The sequence below is a fragment of the uncultured Clostridium sp. genome (assembly GCF_963527835.1).
GTDB lineage: Bacteria > Bacillota > Clostridia > Clostridiales > Clostridiaceae > Clostridium.
Window position 1 is genome coordinate 135,067 of sequence record NZ_CAURTC010000002.1, and the last position, 17,782, is coordinate 152,848.

Below are 17,782 nucleotides of genomic sequence, written 5' to 3' on the forward strand. Positions count from 1 at the left end.
TTCCTCCTATTATTCTATATTTTGTACTTGCTCTCTTATCTTTTCTATAGTATTTTTTATATCTATAACTTTATTTGTCATACAAATATCTACTGATTTAGATCCAATAGTATTAGCTTCTCTATTCATTTCTTGAATTATAAAATCTAATTTTCTTCCTATTGGTTCTTCTAATCCTAACGTTTGTCTAACTTGATTTAAATGACTTTTAAGTCTTACAATCTCTTCATCAACCGCTGCTTTATCAGATAAAATTGCAATTTCTTGAGCAATTCTTGATTCATCTAAATCTACATTACTTAATAATTCAGATAATCTCTCTTCGAGTCTTTGTTTATAATTTTTAGGAATTTCATCTGCTAATTTTTCTATTTCTATCACAAATTTTTCTATTGTATCTATTTTCATCAAAATATCATTTTTTAACTTTTCACCTTCTCTTATTCTCATATCATTCATTAAATCAATAGAATTTTCTATCAAAGGCAATAGTTCTTTTAATATTTCTTCTAAATTTTCTTCCTTTTCAATTAAAGTTAACACGTCAGGCAATCTTGATATCTTAGTAGTTGTTATATCATCTACCAAATCCAATTCTTCTTGTATTAACTTTAAACAATCATAGTATTTTTTAGCCAGCTTAACATCAACTGTTGGCTCTATATTTTCTTTTGAATAGCTCTTATAGTTTATAAAAACGTCCACTTTACCTCTATTTAGTTTACTATTAATTAGTCCTCTAATCTTTTCTTCTAGAGATAGCATAGTTTTAGGCATTCTAATATTAATATCTAAGTATCTATGATTTACGCTCTTCATTTCAACTGAAAAAACCATGCCACTATTTTTATCACTTTGAGCACGCCCAAAACTTGTCATGCTTTTAACCATTTTAGTACACCTCCTTCATTTATAAGAAGTAATTCTTTAATTATAATAATTAATTTGCTATCTTAAGTCAACTCTTTGTTCATATTTTATTCACATTTAATTTTATTCATAAGTAACTATCTCATAAATATAGTTACTCTTCATTGTGTAGTTATTTTTTTGCTAAGTTCATTATTTAAGTTAAAAATATAAAATCATTAACTAAATACCACACTGTTCTTCCTTTAACCTATATATTACACTTATTACAATGACATAGTTTTCTAAATATAAACTTCAAATTTCACTCTTCAATTATTTATAAATAAAATATGCATCTAATATTCAATACTAAACATTAGATGCATACTTTTTATTATTCCGTTAAAACTTTAACCCATAGTTGAAAGTTCGCTTTATTTTTTAAATAAAAATTCTATATTATAATACTATTAATTTCACTAAGAAGATAAATGCCAATATTATCATAACCCAAGAAACTTTTTTCTTATCTTCTTTTTTAGAGAAAAGATTATACAACACATTTATAAATACATAAGATAGTATACCAAATGTTAGTCCATCTCCAATACTATAAGTAAGAGGCATTAAAGCAATTGTCACAAATGCTGGAAGCCCTTCTGTAATTTCATTGAAATCTATATTTTTAGCTGCTCCAAGCATTAAATATCCAACATATATTAAAGCTGGTGCTGTAGCACATGATGGTATTGCAATAAAAATTGGTGAAAAGAACATTGCTATTAAGAATAAGATACCTGTTGTAATAGCAGTCCATCCTGTTCTTCCTCCTGCCGCAACTCCTGTTGAACTTTCTACATAAGTTGTTACTGTTGAAGTTCCAAGACATGCTCCTATGGTTGTCCCAACGGCGTCTGCAAGTAGTGCTTTTCCTACATTAGGAACTTTTCCTTCCTCATCAAGCATTCCAGCTCTTGAACTAACACCTACTAATGTTCCTACTGTATCAAAGAAATCTACAAACAAGAATGTACATACTACTATTATAAATAATCCTATATTATCTGGATGAAATGCATATCCTAAGTCTACCTTACCTGCAATAGGAGCAAGACTTTCAAATTTAAAAATCCCATTTGGTAAATATATACCTAATTCAGCTGCCACTGATGGATTTTTTAAAGCATATCCCCAAGCTAATAAAGTACTTACTAAAATCCCAACTAAAATCGAACCTTTTATTTTCTTTTTATCTAATACGGCAATAATTATTAATCCAACACAAGTAATTGTAACTGTAGGAATTGTAAAATCCCCCAGTCCTAATAGTGTTGCATCATTGTCTATAACTATTCCACTTCCTACAAAACCAATAAATGCAATAAACAATCCAATCCCAGCAGTAACTGCATATTTCATATTCTCTGGAATTGCATTTACAACAGCTTCACGAATTTTAAATAATGACATTAAAATAAATATAATACCCTCTACAAATACTGCCGTCAATGCCACTTCCCATGATATTCCTTTTCCTAATACAACTGAAAATGCAAAATATGCATTTAACCCCATTCCAGATGCTAACGCAAAAGGTAGATTTGCAAATACCCCCATAAATATCGTTGCAAATGCTGCCGATAAACAAGTTGCTGTTACAAGCGCTCCACTTGGCATTCCTGTTGCATTTAACATATTAGGATTTACAGCAATTATGTAAGCCATTGTTAAGAAAGTAGTTACCCCAGCTACTATCTCTTTTTTAAAATCAACTTTTTCATTAGAAAATATTTCAAATATTTTTCCAGACTTCTTTTCTTGTTGCATTTTTATTCCTCCTAAATTATTCAAATAAAAAAAGCCACTATAGTTTTATTTGATAACTCATAGCGACTTAATTATTAATAAGAAATTAATATAGTCTTACTCATAGTCAGATTATTTACGGCAATCTGGTAGATACTTGCGAACCCTATTATCACAATTATATGAGTTATCCCTTTTACGAATATTATTATACTTTTTAATCCGAACGTTGTCAATATTAAAAAGCTAAATTTCTTATTTTTTTCTTATTTTTCCGAACGATTTATTTTATTTGTTTTTATTTATTCAGTTTTTTATATTTCATATGTACCTTTTTCAAATATTTCTCTTATTTTCATTAAATTATCATTATGATTTACAGCTACTAATAATTTTATTCTAGCCTTCTGTCCAGATAATACGTCTCCAAATATAACTCCATATTCTCTAAGATTTTTTCCTCCACCTAAATATCCATAGGATTCAAATACTCTTCCCTCAAAGCACCTTGATACCATTACAACTGGAATTTCTTTTTTAATAGCTCTCTTAATTCCATCTACCATTAAAGGAGGTACATTTCCTCTTCCTAAAGCTTCAATTACTACTCCTTTATATCCATTAGCAATAACAAAGTCTATAAACTTTGAATCCATACCAGAAACACATTTAATTAAAGCTACATCTTTTTCTGCACTATTTATTTTAACGTGTGTAGATTTAGAATTTTCTCTATAAAATATAACTCTATTATTATCAACTATTCCTATTGGCCCAAAATTGGGTGTACTAAAAGCATTTAATGCCATTGAATTTCTTTTAGTTACTTCTTTTGCACTATGTAATTCACTATTAAAACATACTAAAACGCCTCTATTTTTAGCACTATCAGAAATAACTGTACATATTGATGTAGCTAAGTTAAAAGGTCCATCATATCCTAATTCATCACTACTCCTCATGGCTCCCGTAACAACCACTGGTTTATCAGTATTTAAAGTTAAATCTAAAAAATATGCTGTTTCTTCCAAAGTGTCAGTTCCATGAGTTATTACTACACCGCTTATATCATCTCTGTCTAATAATTTTTGAACCAAATTTGACAATTCAAGCATTAATTCAGAAGTCATATGTGGAGATGGTAAATTAGAAAATGTATGACTTTCAATTTCAGCAAAGCCCTGAATTCCTGTTACCATTTGCATTATTTCTTCTCCACTTAGACTAGGAACCGCTGCTTTTATTTTTTCATCTACCTTCATAGATATAGTTCCACCATTAAATATTATTGCTATTTTTTTCATCCATTGTTCCTCCATATAAACATAGTTACTTTATAATATATAATTATTTTTTATTTTTATCATAAAAATACTCTTGGAATTCCAAGAGCATTTAAATTGTTTTGTTAATATTTAAATATTCTACATTTCCATTAAAACTTTCTTAGTTAATTAAAATATATCCTGAGTTTCTTCATTATTGCAACTTATCAACCTTCCACTATTCAATCTTGAAATCATTCTAGATTCTGTTATAGGATACATAGTTGCTACATATATATATTGACCCTCTTCATCATACTCTAAAGCTAAAAGAATATTACTATCAATCTTTTTTACTAATTCTAATGCCCCACTATTACTTCTTAAAGGATCTATTCCTATATAATCTGGACACCTAATTATTTCTTCCATAATTTTTATTATATGATTTTTAACTGTTTTAGTAAATTGTTTTCCATGCTTTTTTATTATATGATTTATTACTCTAGAAGATATATAAACAGATGATGGAAAGTCATATTCTATAAGTTCTTCAATTAAAGATATATTTAAATTGCCAACCTTCTTATAGATTCTATACATTTTTTTCATGATATCCCTCATTTTATATTCTTTATTTTATTATATAATATTAGGATAACTCCTTCTATGAATTTTAAAATATTAATATAAAAGTTTATTAATATGTATTAAAAAGGAGTTCAAAGATACTTTTCTTTAAACTCCTTTTTAATTATTAATCCCTTAAAGTTAAAGAATTATACAAATCAAACCGCCATTACCTTCATTAATAATTTTTTGAAGTGTCTTTTGAATTTTAACTTGTACATCTTCTGGCATTTTATATAATTTGTTTTGAAGCCCTTCTTTAACTAGCACTTCTAAAGACTTTCCGAACATGTTGCTTTGCCATAGTTGTGCTGGATCTGTTTCAAATTGTTCTAACAATCCCTTTACAAGTTCTTCTGATTCCTTTTCTGAACCCATTATCGGACTAATTTCTGTCTTTATGTCACACTTTATAAAGTGTAAGCTTGGAGCACTTGCTTTTAATTTAACACCAAATTTACTTCCTTGTTTTACAATCTCCGGTTCTTCAAATTTCATTTCTGATAGTTGAGGTGCTACCAATCCATAACCAGATTCTTTGACATCTTCTAATGCATCTTTCACCTTATCATATTCTAATTTTGCATGAGTTAACTCCTTTATTATACTTAAAAGATCACTTTCTGAATTTACTTCTAAATCACATATTTCACTAAGTATCTTGTAAAATATACCATCTTTAGGTTTCATAAGTATGTTTGCTGTTCCATTTCCTAAATCAACTTCTTTAATAGATGTTGTTCCCATAAATTCTTTTTCTTCAAAACTATTTAATATATGTTTAACATCTCTAACTTTTGAAATTTCGTTACTCATAGTTAAAATTACATCAAAGAAGTTCTTTTTCAACCAATGATTACAATCTAATTTTTCCAACCATTCTGGCATATTTATATTGACTTCTTTTACCGGAAATTCTCTAAGTACATACTCAAATAAATCTTCTATATCTTCTTCTCCCATATTGTATATATCCATCACTTTTACTGCCACATTATATTTTGCTTCTAATTCATTTTTTAATGCTTTTGTTTCTTGAGAATTTGGTTTATTAGTATTAAGTACAACCACAAATGGTTTATTTATTGATTGAAGCTCATATATAACCCTTTCTTCTGCCTCCATATAATCTTCTCTTGGTATTCCTGTAATACTTCCATCTGTTGTAATTACAAGACCTATGGTTGAATGATCACTGATAACCTTTCTAGTGCCTATTTCTGCTGCATCTTCAAAAGGAATTTCATACTCATACCATGGTGTATGTACCATCTTACTTTCTTCACCTTCTAAATATCCCAATGCACTTTTTACAATGTATCCTACGCAATCTACCATCCTAACTTTAAATTTTGTTTCATCTCCTAAAGTTATTTCTACCGCCTCATTTGGCACGAATTTAGGTTCTGTTGTATGAATACTTTTACCTGAACCACTTTGTGGTAACTCATCTTTCGCTCTTTCTTTCTTATAAGTATTATCAATCTTTGGTATTACCATAAGGTCCATAAATTTTTTAATAAAAGTTGATTTACCAGTTCTTACTGGTCCCACTACTCCTACATATATGTCCCCTTGGGTTCTTTCAGCTATATCTTTGTATATGTTAAAACTGTCCACATTATTCCCTCCTTATTCTTTTTACCAATATATATATATTCTTAAAAAACTAAAAATATACAGATTAAATAAAATTTTAAATAGAAAAGTCCTAAAAAGACTTTATTAACACAGTTATATGGTTAAAAAATTCTTTTTAGGACTAATATTAAAATATTTCACTTTTCTTTTCACGAAGCATGAGTTCTTCAATCCCTGATTTAGGATCTTTTTTCTCAAATAAAACTTTATAAAGAATGTCAGTTATAGGCATAGACACGCCTATTTTTTCTTTTAGTTCATAAAAAGCCTTACAAGCTTTTACACCCTCAACTACCATTCCTATTTCTTCAATTGCTTTATCTACGTCCATACCACTTCCAATTAATAAGCCTGCTTTTCTATTTCTAGAATGATTGGAAGTACATGTTACTATTAAATCTCCCATTCCAGTCAAGCCATAGAAAGTTTCTTCTCTTCCACCAAGAGCTGAACCTATTCTAGAAATTTCTTTCATTCCTCTGGTCATCAATGCAGCTTTAGTGTTGTCTCCATAACCTAAACCATCTAAAATTCCAGCGGCTAGTGCAATTATGTTTTTAACAGCACCACCAACTTCTACACCTACCAAATCTTCATTTGTATAAACTCTAAAGAAAGAAGTCATAAATAAATTTTGAACTTCACTAGCTGAATTCATATTTTCCGAAGAAACTACAAGTGTTGTTGGAAGTTTTAATACTACTTCCTCTGCATGACTAGGTCCAGATAAAACAACAATTGGATTATTTAACTCTTCCTTAATTACAGCAGACAATCTTTTGTCAGTATGTTCTTCAATTCCTTTGGCAATTGAAATTATAATCGTTTCTTCTTTTATTTTGTTTTTTAACTGTTTGCAAATACTGCGTATTGTATGAGATGGTATTGCTAGAATAATATATTGAGCATTTTCAGTTGCTTTTTCTAAATTATCAAATGCTTTAATATTACTAGGAATTTCTAACTTTTTTATATATTTGTCATTTCTTCTATTAATATTTATATCATCAACAACTTTTTTATCTCTATTGTATATACTTACAGTATTCCCCTTTTCCGCAAGCAGTATAGCTAAAGCTGTTCCAAAACTTCCTCCACCTATAAAACTTACTTTATTCATTACTATTCCTTCCTTTGTCTATACTCGATTTGTATACCAGTACCTTTAAAATCAAAACTATTTCTTAATTGATTTTCTAAATATCTTTCATAAGAAAAATGTGAAGCACTAGCATCGTTAACGAAAAATACAAACTTAGGTGGTTTAGTAGCAACTTGAGTTGCATAATATATCTTCATTCTCTTAAGACTAACTATTGGTGGTTCTTTCATTAATATTGCCTGACTTATTACATCATTTAATATTCCTGTAGATACTCTCTTATTGTAATTGTTATAACATTTTTTAGCTAATTCTAAAATTTTATGAGTTCTTTGTCCTGTTAATGCTGAAATAAATAAATATTCAGCATATGGCATAAATTTCAAATTACTTTGTAAGTCTTTTTTAAACTTCTCCATAGTTTTATCATCTTTTTCAACAAGATCCCATTTATTTACTAGAACCATTATAGCTTTATTTAACTCATGAGCATAACCTATTATTTTTTCATCTTGTTCTGTTACACCATCTTGAGCATCTATCATAAGTATACACACATCTGCTTTTTCTATTGATGCATATGTTCTTATAACACTATATCTCTCTATTTCTTCTTTAACTTTACTTTTTCTTCTAAGTCCAGCTGTATCAATTAAAATAAATTTCCCTTGTTCTGTTTCTAAATAACTATCTATAGCGTCTCTAGTTGTTCCGGCAATATCAGAAACAATAAGTCTCTCTTCACCTAATAATTTATTTATTAATGATGATTTTCCTACATTAGGCTTTCCAACCATAGCTATTCTGATGTATTCATCATCTTCAGCATCAGCATCAAATCTATCAAAATGTTCTACTACTCTATCAAGCATATCACCAAGACCTAATGCTTGTGATGCTGATATTGTTATTGGATCACCAATTCCTAAGTTGTAAAATTCCCAACTGTTTTCTTCATATTTTAAAGAATCAATTTTATTTACTACTAATACTACTGGCTTTTTGCTTTTTCTTAACATATTAGCAACTTCTTGATCGGCAGCAGTTAATCCTTCTTTACCATCAACTATAAATACTATTACATCAGCAGTTTCTATAGCGATATTTGCTTGCCTTCTCATTTGTTTCATTATTATATCGTCATTTGTAGGTTCTATACCACCAGTATCTATCATAGTGAAATTATAATTTAGCCACTCTGCCTCAGCATAAACTCTATCTCTCGTTACTCCTGGTGTATCTTGTACTATGGAAATTCTCTTCCCTGCTAATTTATTAAACAATGTTGATTTACCAACATTCGGTCTTCCTACTATTGCAACTATCGGTTTTCCCATTAAAATTCCTCCTTATATTCATTTAATATACTAATTAAATCTTCTCCTGTGTAATCTGTTACTATAACTTTTACATCTAAAGCTTCTTCAATATCTCTAATTTTTAAATCATCCAACATGATTTGTTCACTGGAATCAGCTAATTCATATCCTTTTCTAAACATACAATCAGCCATTAATAAATACTTGGTATTTATCTTTCCTTTTAGTTGATTTATTATATCAGTTCCAGTTAAAAGACCTGTTATAGTTATTGTTTCTCCAAAGTAATTGTTTATTACTTTGTATACATCTAATTTTATATTAGGGTTCTTTTGCACAATCTTGTTTCTAGCTTTCATAATTTCATCATAAGCTAATACTCCCGTTGCAATTGAAAAACTCCCTTTAGAATCCTCATTTAAATCATTTAATGTTCCATCTATAATATCCTTGAAATATCTTACAACACCGACTCCATCTTCCAACTGTTCATATCCTTTATAAAAATCCTTTTTAGGAACTTCCTTGCCAGAAACTATATAAAATTCATCTGATAATCTTACAAAAGGTTCATTTACGTCTTTCATAAATTTATTTTGAAGCTCTTTAACCATCTCTATTTCTTTTCCAGATTGTTCTTTAGTAAATGTCTTTACATGTTCAAGCTTTTCTCTGAATTTAGTTATTCCTATTGGGACAACAGCCACACTAGCTACAAATGGATAAAATTCATATAAATCTTCTATAGTTCTCTTTAATTCATTTCCATTATTTATACTTGGTATACACACTATTTGAGCATTTATTGTAATTCCCGCATCCGTTAATCTTTTTAATCTCTCTAGTATGTTTCCTGCAAATCTATTTTTCAACATTTTAACCCTAAGTTCTGGGTTTGTTGTATGTACTGATACATTAATTGGACTTATGTGATATTTTATTATTCTATCAATATCTTCTTCCTTCATATTAGTTAATGTAACAAAATTCCCTTGAAGAAAAGATAATCTAGAATCATCATCTTTAAAGTATAAAGTTTCTCTCATTCCAGTTGGTAATTGATCTATAAAACAAAAAATACATTTATTACTGCATCGTTTTGCTTTATCCATTATTCCACCACCAAATTCAAGACCTATATCTTCTCCATATTCTTTTTCTATTTCTATTTCCCAAATTTCGCCGTTTGTTTTTTCTATTTCTAAAACTATTTCCTCATCTGCTGATAAGAATTTATAATCCATAATATCGCCGATTACAGTTTGATTAATAGATACTAAACTATCATTTACTTCTATTCCTACTTCTTCAGCAATACTACTTTGTTCTACTTTTGTTATAATATTCTTCATTTTTTCACTCCTAATTATAACATCCTATATTCATTTATAGTACGTTTAATTATATAATAACTGACTAGTTATTGCAAACACTATATTTTAAACCAATTTTATTTGTTTTATTCTATAGATAAACTTTTAATTCAAACTATGTTTGATTAATATGTATTTTAGAATATAATCTAAATTTATTATTAATAAAGGCTAGGAAAAATTTCATTTCCTAGCCTCAACTTTTTTATTCATTTAAATCAACATAAGTTCCATGTTTCGAAAAAATAGTCCATTCACATATATTAGTAACATGATCCGCTATTCTCTCAAGATACTTTATTACAAATAATAATTGAGTACCTTGGTTAATTAAATCTTCATTCTTTTTAATTTCATCTATGCAAACACCAAACAATCTTTTATATAAATCATCTATTGCATCATCCATTTTACATACCTTATATGCAAAATCAACATCATCTTTTATATAAGTATCTATTGACAGATTAATCATTTCTCTAACCTTTACTTCCATATCCCATAACTCACTGATATTTTCTTTAAATACCACCTGATTTAATCTTTTAGTTATTTTGCATATATCAACTGCATGATCTGCCATTCTTTCTAAATCCGTTACTATTTTAGAAGCTGTAAAAACTCTCCTTAAATCTGTAGCAAGAGGTTGCTCCATAGCAATAAACTTTATACAATCTTCTTCTATTATTTTTTGTAAATCATCTACTTTATCATCATACTTTATAACTTTATCTGCCATATCTGAGTCATGATTTTTTAAAGAAATCATACTATCATGTATTTGCTTTTCTACTAAACTTGTCATTTTTAATAATTGCCTATTAATTTCTTTAATTCTTGTATCTTGAGATTCTCTTGTCATTAATTCTCACCCTTTCATTTAGCCGAATCTACCAGTTATATAATCTTCTGTTCTTTTATCCCTAGGATTGTAGAATATATCTTCCGTTTTTCCAAATTCTATAACTTCTCCGCTTAAAAAGAAAGCTGTTTTATCCGCTATTCTTCCTGCTTGTTGCATATTATGAGTTACTATAACTACTGTATAATCTTTTTTTAGTTGCTCTATTAACTCTTCTGTTTTATTCGTTGAAATTGGATCTAATGCAGATGTTGGTTCATCCATTAAAATAACTTCTGGAGACACTGCTAAAGTTCTTGCAATGCATAATCTTTGTTGTTGTCCTCCTGAAAGTCCCATTGCACTTTTTTTTAGTCTATCCTTTGTTTCCTCCCAAAGCGCTGCACCTTTTAAACTATTTTCAACAATTTCATCTAATATTTTTTTATCTTTAGTTCCATGAATTCTCGGACCATATGCTATATTATCATAAATAGACATAGGAAATGGATTAGGTCTTTGAAATACCATGCCAACTCTTTTTCTTAAATATATTTCGTCATAATCTTTATATATATCTTTATCTTCAAATAAAACCTCTCCGGTTATTCTAACTATTTCAATCAAGTCATTCATTCTATTTAAGGTTCTTAAAAAAGTTGATTTACCACACCCCGATGGTCCTATTAATGCTGTAACTTCATTTTTATTTATATTCATATTTATATCTTTTAACGCTTGATTTTCAGCATAATATAAATTTAAATTCTTAGTTTTTATAATACTCATTTTTATATTCCTCTACTTTCCACCATAAGATTTCATTAATCTATTTCCTATTAGCCTTGCTAAAATATTAAATAAAAGAACTGCTATAATCAGCACCGCTGCTGTCCCATTAGCAATTTGAGCTGCATCTACCACTATTCCTTCAGAATTTAATTTCCAAATGTGAACCGCCAAAGTTTCTGCTGGTCTAAAAAGAGAAAATGCCGATTTGTTTCCAACTAAACTTATTTGATTAAAATTTAAAGCGCCTGAACTTAATCCTGCTGTATACAAGAAAGCGGCTGCTTCTCCAAAAATTCTACCTGCTGATAATATTATTCCAGTTAAAATTTCACTCATGGCTGTTGGTACCGTAAGTTTTGCTATTGTTTGCCACTTACTTGCACCAAGACCTAAAGAAGCTTCCTTTACCTTCTTACTAGCTGCTTTTATTGCATTTTCTGAAATTCTAGTCATAGATGGTATATTTAATATACTCACTGATATAGCTCCAGCAAGTATTGAATATCCCCAACCTGCCATATTAACAAATACTAATAAGCCAAACATACCTATAACTATAGATGGTAATGAGGAAATTGTTTCAAGACACATTCTTATTATATTTAAAAACTTTCCTTCTTTTGCATACTCAGCTAAGTATATTCCAGCACCTATTCCTATTGGCACTGTTATTATTAATGAAACAATAAGCATATAAAATGAATTAAATAATTGTGGTCCTATTCCTCCGCCAGCTCCTGTTAATTTAGGTTTTCCAAACAAGAAAGAAGGTTTTATCATATTCCCACCTCTATATAATATATAAAGAATAAACGCACCTAACAAACCTACTATAAATATACTTATTATATAAAATACTACGGTAGCCATTTTATCAACTCTTTTAGCATTCATTATACTGCACTCCTTTTTTCTATCTTTCTAACCATTAGTATAAAAATAAATGAAATAACAAGTAATATTAATGCTAATGTCCATAATGCGTCATTCCACATTGTTCCGCCCACTGTATTAGCCATATCCATTGTTATAATACTAGTTAAAGTAGACATTGAAGAAAGAAGTCCATCTGGTAATTTAACCGTATTACCAATTACCATTTGCACTGCAAGTGCTTCTCCAAAGGCTCTTGCTATGCCTAATACTACACCAGTTAAAATTCCTGTTTTTGCTCCTGGTACTATTACTCTGCTTATTGTTTGCCACCTTGTAGCTCCCAGTCCATAAGAAGCTTCTATATGATCATTTGGTATATTCTTTATTGCATCTATAGCTAACGTTGCAATTGTAGGTAAAATCATCAATGCTAAGACTAATATTCCTGATAAAAGTGAGAATCCCATTCCTCCAACATTATTCTTTATAAATGGTACTAATACAGATATTCCAACCCAGCCATAAACAACTGATGGTATTCCAACCAATATTTCTAATGATGGCTTTATTACCTTGTTACCAAATTTACTAGAAATAACATTAGTAAAAATAGCTAGTGCAATAGCAATAGGAGAACTTAAAATTACCGCTCCTATTGACACACATGTAGAGCCTAAGATGAATGCTAAAGCTCCAAAGGAAGGCTGTTCTTGATTTGGTTTCCAATTATTTTTAAATAAAAATTCAGTTATGCTATATCCATTTTGGGTAAATGATTTAATTCCTTTTGAAGCTATAAATAATAATATCAAGCCCGTAATCACTATTATTAGTATTCCACATAGAGTTGCAAAGCCTTGACCCAAATATTCATTTTTAAGCCTTTCCTTAAAACTTCTCTTTTTCATCTTCTAATCATCCTTTAATTATTATTTTTCTTTTATTTCAGCTCCTGAAATAAATCCTAAATTTTCTATACTTTCTTTATTGTCTTCACTTGTTATAAAGTTTATAAATTCTTTACTTAATCCTTCTGCTTCACCTTTTGTATACATATGACCCCATGACCAGAAATCATAGCTTCCATTCTTTATATTCTCATTTTGTGCTGATACGCCATCAATGCTAGTAACTTGCAATAATTCTTTAGCTTCAGCTGTATTCATATAAGAAAGAGCTAAATAGCTTATTGCGCCATCATTTTGTTTCATCGCAGTAAGAACTGCACCATTTGAGTCTTGCACTGCTCCTAATGAATCATTTTCTAATGACTTATCTCCATCTAATATTTTATTTTCAAATGTACCTCTTGTTCCAGATCCTGATTTTCTATGAATTAAGAATATTTCTTTGTCTATACCTCCAACTTCTTTCCAATTTGTTATCTTTCCAGAAAATATACCTTTTAATTGTTCTTTACTTAAATCTGTAACTCCTAATGATTTATTTACAACAACGCCAAAGCCTTGAGCTATAACTTTATGATCTACTAATTCTTTAGCTTGTGTTTCGTCTAATTTTTCCTCTGCAAATATATCTGAATTTCCAATATCAACAGTTCCTTCTAGTACTTGAGTAAGACCTGTTCCTGAGCCACCTGCTTGTGCACTTATTTCTGCCTCAGAATTTATTTCATTAAATTTTTCAATTGATTGTTCCATTAACGGTAATAATGCTGATGATCCACTCACTGTTATTGATCCGCCTGCATCACTTGCATTGTCTCCAGATCCACAGCCTACCATACTTCCTCCAATCATAGTTATTAATAATGCACTGACTATAAGTTTTAAAGTATTTTTTTTCATATAAAATTCCTCCACCAACTTTTTTATACATTAATTAAATCTTGCATACTTATAATATAACCCGTAAGTTAAGCTATTATTAGATTAAAGTTAATTTATATTAGGACTACGTTAAATGAATTTAACAATAGAAAATATTTCAGCATTTCCTATAACTAACTTTACGCAAAATAAAATAAGCTGAAAATTTTAATTTTCAGCTTATTTTAACAATTGGCTATATTTTAGATTCGCGTAATATGTAAAGTGGCATATATCAACACAATGCTAAAGCATATCCTTATAATTATATATATTTTATTCTTACTTTAAATGTGCTACCTTCACCTAATATACTTTTAACATTTATATCTCCATTAAATGTTTTAACTATATGTTTTACAATGGCTAGTCCTAAGCCTGTTCCACCTTTTTTTCGTGATTTATCTACTCTATAAAATCTTTCAAATATTCTTGGCAGGTCTTCTTTAGGGATACCAATCCCATTATCACTAACTTCTAAATAATAATATCCTCGTTTACTATAACTTACTACTTTAACTTTTGATCCATTTTCAGAATATTTTATAGCATTTTCAACTAAATTTAATGTTAGCTGATAAAATTTGTCCTTATCTCCTAGTATAAGCTCTTGGTTATCATCATAAAATTCTAAATTGATATCTTTGTTATTAGCAAGTTTTCTTACCATATTAATAACATCTTCTATTATAATTTTAGGCAAAAACTCATCATTTGGAGTTGATATATTACTCTCAATACTAGAAAGCACTAAAATATCATTTATCAATCTAGATAGCCTTTCTGATTCTTTATCTATTATATTTAAAAATTTTTCTCTAGTTTCATTATCTTCTACATATCTTAATGTTTCTGCAAAACCCTTAATAGATGTTAATGGTGTTTTTAGCTCATGAGATACATTTGCAACAAATTGAGTTCTCATAAGTTCAAGTTTTTTTATGTCAGTTATATCTTGTATAGTTATTACTTTACCTATCATTTCTATTCCATTTATTATATTTGATTTTTTTATCTTTAGATCTCGCTCTATTGGATGAAGTATTTTTATTTCTTTATCTATTTCGTAATCTTCTTCTAGAAAAGTATTTATATCATAATCAGAAATATATTCAATTATAGATTCACCTAAAATATTTTTCTTTATACCAAATATTCTTTCTGCATAAGGATTAATAGATATTACAACATTATTATTATCTACTGCAATAACACCACTTTCCATACTTCTTAAAATAGATTCTATTCTAGTTTGTTTATCAAATATCTCGTTCATTTTCATTTGAAGCTGATCTGCCATATTATTAAAACTTTTTCCTAGATTCCCAAGTTCATCTTTGCTATTTATTTTAGCTCTTATTCTATAATCTCCATTAGCCATTTTATGGGTTACTGACTCTAAATCTTTAATAGGTTCAATAATCATTTTTATTAATTTTAAACATAATGATATAGAAAAAAACATTACAACAGTTATTATACCTATACAATACTTTATATTTTTATTTTGGAACGTCTTTACCATATTAACTGGAACTGAACTTACTATTATTAAATTATCATTTAATTTTGTAGAATAATATATTAAATTCAGATTATAATCCTCACTATATTTAGTTGAAGATCCTTCTCCACTTTCTATAGCTTGTTTAAATTCTGTATGATTTTTGTAATTGCTTTCTAATTCATTTTCCGTATCATATAATATATTACCCATCCCATCAAGTAACGTTAATCTAACTGATACATTGTTTATTTTTATTTCCATAAAATCTTGCTTATTTATATTATTTAATGATTGTAAATTATCTAACTGACCAATAAGCAAATTGAAATTTCTAAGTTCATTTTTAGTATCTCTAATTTGTTGAAAATTACTTAACAATACAAAAAAAGAGGTTACTATTATAAGAGCAAAGAAAACTGTCATCATTGATGATATTAATATTTTCTTTTTCATTATTTATCAATTGGGTTAAACCTATAACCTACTCCTCTAATCGTTTCTATAAATTTAGGATTTTTATCGTCTTCTTCTATCTTCTTTCTCAGATATCTTATATGTACATCAACAGTTCTAGTTTCCCCTATGTATTCATAGCCCCATATTTTATCTAACAAGGTTTCTCTTTGAAGAATTTTCCCTTTGTTTTTTATTAATATTTTTAAGAGATCAAATTCCTTTAAAGTTAACTCAATTTTTTGCTTGTTAATAAACACCTCATGTCTATCAAAGTCTATTTTAAGACCTTGGGACTCATATGAATTTTCTTCAATATCTGCACCTGGATAAATTCTTCTAAGAACAGCTTTAACTCGTGCCAACAATTCTCTTACCGAAAATGGTTTAGTTATATAGTCATCTGCACCTAATTCTAAACCTAATATTTTATCAATTTCCTCTCCTTTTGCTGTCAACATTATTATAGATATATTTTGAGTTTCTTTATCTTTTTTTACTTCTTTACAAACATCAAAACCATCTAATCCTGGCAACATTAAATCCAATAATATCAATTTAGGTTTTTCAGCCTTTGCTATTTTAAGCGCATCTATACCATTATTGGAAGAAAGTACTTCGTACCCAGCATTGATCAAATTGAACTTTAATAATTCTATTATGTGTTCCTCATCATCTACTATCAATATTTTTTCATCAGACATAACTATTCTCCTTACTCTAAAATTATAAAAGTAAACATTCTACCATAATTCCCATTTGATTTTCTATATGAATATAATTTAATTTTTTCACTACAATACGTGCATAATTCTAAAGTATTTATACTATCTTCTTTAACTCCTGAATTGCTCAAATCATTTAATATACATTCTTCTAAATTCAAGTTATTTTTATTAAATAAATCCGATTCTTTAATTTCTTCCTTTTTCTTTAAAAACTTTTCTTTTAGTTCTTCTGATACCTCATAACAACAGCTTCTTATATGAGGTCCTATATAAGCTTTAATATTTTTAGGATTACACTTAAACTCATTCTTCATCTTCTCTATTGTTTTTAAAGTAATAGAATTAAATGTTCCTCTCCAACCACTATGAATCGCTGCGCATACCTTTTTAACCTCGTCTACTAATATAACGGGAACACAATCCGCTGTAAAAACTCCAATAATAACATTTTTATTGTCTGTTATTATTGCATCTCCTTCTTTATTTATAATATCATTGTTATTATAAATAAATATGTTATCACTATGTACTTGTTTTAAATATACTACTTCATTAACATTAAATTTACATTTCAGTGATTCTAATTGCTTAATTCCTTCATCGGTATTCCTATTAAAACTTCTATTAAGTTCTGCATTTGAAAACACTATTTTAGCAACATTATCTAAATTTATTGTCATAAAATCTTCTACATTTTCTATAGCTTTTAAGTCTAATTTTTTCAGAATTATCCCCCCAAAATTTATACCTTAATTTTATCATTTATAA

The 17,782-nt window shown here is 28.4% G+C and carries 16 protein-coding genes and 1 riboswitch; all 16 genes read right to left on the reverse strand.

Annotated elements, in window-relative coordinates; translation table 11 throughout:
• Positions 1–9: 9 nt before the first annotated feature.
• The 16 genes from RYM86_RS01930 to pgeF all read right to left on the reverse strand — a co-directional run bounded on the left by RYM86_RS01930 (position 10) and on the right by pgeF (position 17,694).
• Positions 10–891, reverse strand: a complete 882-nt coding sequence (locus RYM86_RS01930; RefSeq protein ID WP_315077176.1) for a YicC/YloC family endoribonuclease — start codon at positions 889–891, stop codon at positions 10–12.
• A 420-nt stretch (positions 892–1,311) separates the two neighbouring features.
• Positions 1,312–2,679, reverse strand: coding sequence for an NCS2 family permease (locus RYM86_RS01935; RefSeq protein WP_315077179.1), 1,368 nt, complete (start codon positions 2,677–2,679; stop codon positions 1,312–1,314).
• Positions 2,680–2,762: 83 nt separating this feature from the next.
• A riboswitch (purine riboswitch) is annotated at positions 2,763–2,864 on the reverse strand.
• A gap of 108 nt (positions 2,865–2,972) precedes the next feature.
• Positions 2,973–3,962, reverse strand: coding sequence for an asparaginase (locus tag RYM86_RS01940; RefSeq protein WP_315077182.1), 990 nt, complete (start codon positions 3,960–3,962; stop codon positions 2,973–2,975).
• A 150-nt stretch (positions 3,963–4,112) separates the two neighbouring features.
• Positions 4,113–4,535 (reverse strand): PBECR2 nuclease fold domain-containing protein, encoded by a 423-nt coding sequence (locus RYM86_RS01945; RefSeq protein ID WP_315077184.1) that lies wholly within the window; start codon positions 4,533–4,535, stop codon positions 4,113–4,115.
• A gap of 159 nt (positions 4,536–4,694) precedes the next feature.
• Positions 4,695–6,173, reverse strand: coding sequence for a stage IV sporulation protein A (gene spoIVA / locus RYM86_RS01950; protein ID WP_315077187.1), 1,479 nt, complete (start codon positions 6,171–6,173; stop codon positions 4,695–4,697).
• A 148-nt stretch (positions 6,174–6,321) separates the two neighbouring features.
• The gene (locus RYM86_RS01955) at positions 6,322–7,314 is read right to left on the reverse strand and encodes an NAD(P)H-dependent glycerol-3-phosphate dehydrogenase (RefSeq protein WP_315077190.1); all 993 of its coding nucleotides are present in this window, start codon (positions 7,312–7,314) and stop codon (positions 6,322–6,324) included.
• Between the two features lie 2 nt (positions 7,315–7,316).
• Positions 7,317–8,633 carry a ribosome biogenesis GTPase Der gene (gene der, locus RYM86_RS01960; RefSeq protein WP_315077192.1) on the reverse strand — a complete coding sequence of 439 codons (1,317 nt, stop codon included), beginning with the start codon at positions 8,631–8,633 and terminating at the stop codon, positions 7,317–7,319.
• On the reverse strand, positions 8,633–9,967 hold the full coding sequence (locus tag RYM86_RS01965; protein WP_315077194.1) for a DUF512 domain-containing protein: 1,335 nt from the start codon (positions 9,965–9,967) through the stop codon (positions 8,633–8,635). The genes der and RYM86_RS01965 overlap by 1 nt, the downstream gene beginning before the upstream one ends.
• 226 nt (positions 9,968–10,193) lie before the next feature.
• Positions 10,194–10,850: a phosphate signaling complex protein PhoU gene (phoU, locus tag RYM86_RS01970; protein ID WP_315077196.1), complete on the reverse strand. Its 657-nt coding sequence runs from the start codon at positions 10,848–10,850 to the stop codon at positions 10,194–10,196.
• A gap of 18 nt (positions 10,851–10,868) precedes the next feature.
• Entirely contained in the window at positions 10,869–11,618 is a 750-nt protein-coding gene (gene pstB / locus RYM86_RS01975) for a phosphate ABC transporter ATP-binding protein PstB (protein ID WP_315077198.1), read from the reverse strand.
• A gap of 12 nt (positions 11,619–11,630) precedes the next feature.
• Positions 11,631–12,515, reverse strand: a complete 885-nt coding sequence (gene pstA / locus RYM86_RS01980) for a phosphate ABC transporter permease PstA (protein WP_315077201.1) — start codon at positions 12,513–12,515, stop codon at positions 11,631–11,633.
• A complete protein-coding gene (pstC, locus tag RYM86_RS01985) occupies positions 12,515–13,405 on the reverse strand; it encodes a phosphate ABC transporter permease subunit PstC (protein WP_315077204.1) in 891 nt (296 codons plus the stop codon). The genes pstA and pstC overlap by 1 nt, the downstream gene beginning before the upstream one ends.
• 21 nt (positions 13,406–13,426) lie before the next feature.
• Positions 13,427–14,305 (reverse strand): phosphate ABC transporter substrate-binding protein, encoded by an 879-nt coding sequence (locus RYM86_RS01990; RefSeq protein ID WP_315077207.1) that lies wholly within the window; start codon positions 14,303–14,305, stop codon positions 13,427–13,429.
• 286 nt (positions 14,306–14,591) lie between these two features.
• Positions 14,592–16,286, reverse strand: coding sequence for an ATP-binding protein (locus RYM86_RS01995; protein ID WP_315077209.1), 1,695 nt, complete (start codon positions 16,284–16,286; stop codon positions 14,592–14,594).
• Positions 16,286–16,990 (reverse strand): response regulator transcription factor, encoded by a 705-nt coding sequence (locus tag RYM86_RS02000; protein WP_315077214.1) that lies wholly within the window; start codon positions 16,988–16,990, stop codon positions 16,286–16,288. The genes RYM86_RS01995 and RYM86_RS02000 overlap by 1 nt, the downstream gene beginning before the upstream one ends.
• 11 nt (positions 16,991–17,001) lie before the next feature.
• A complete protein-coding gene (gene pgeF, locus RYM86_RS02005; RefSeq protein ID WP_315077216.1) occupies positions 17,002–17,694 on the reverse strand; it encodes a peptidoglycan editing factor PgeF in 693 nt (230 codons plus the stop codon).
• Between the last annotated feature and the right edge of the window lie 88 nt (positions 17,695–17,782).